1 rRNA gene is annotated in these 500 nt (G+C 54.0%); it reads right to left on the reverse strand.

What is annotated here, in order from left to right:
- Positions 1-500, reverse strand: a 23S ribosomal RNA gene (locus P0G09_RS15525); the annotation flags it as partial.

Here is a 500-nt window from a genome sequence, read left to right on the forward strand (position 1 = left end):
CAATCAGTGGGATATCTTATCTTTGGGTCGGCTTCACGCTTAGATGCTTTCAGCGTTTATCCGATCCGTACGTAGTTGCCCAGCTATGCTCCTGTCGGACCAACTGGTGCGCCAGAGGTACGTCCGTCCCGGTCCTCTCGTACTAGGGACAGCTCCCATCAAATATCCTGCGCCCACGACAGATAGGGACCGAACTGTCTCACGACGTTCTGAACCCAGCTCGCGTACCGCTTTAATTGGCGAACAGCCAAACCCTTGGGACCGTATACAGCCCCAGGATGCGATGAGCCGACATCGAGGTGCCAAACCTCCCCGTCGATGTGGACTCTTGGGGGAGATCAGCCTGTTATCCCCAGGGTAACTTTTATCCGTTGAGCGATGGCATTTCCACTCACATTCCACCGGATCACTAACTCCAACTTTCGTTACTGCTCGACCCGTCAGTCTCGCAGTTAGGCTCGCTTCTGCGTTTGCACTCTTTTGCTTGATTTCCGTTCAAG

The sequence above is a fragment of the Faecalibacterium sp. DFI.5.82 genome (genome assembly GCF_029076575.1).
Classification (GTDB): domain Bacteria; phylum Bacillota; class Clostridia; order Oscillospirales; family Ruminococcaceae; genus Faecalibacterium; species Faecalibacterium duncaniae.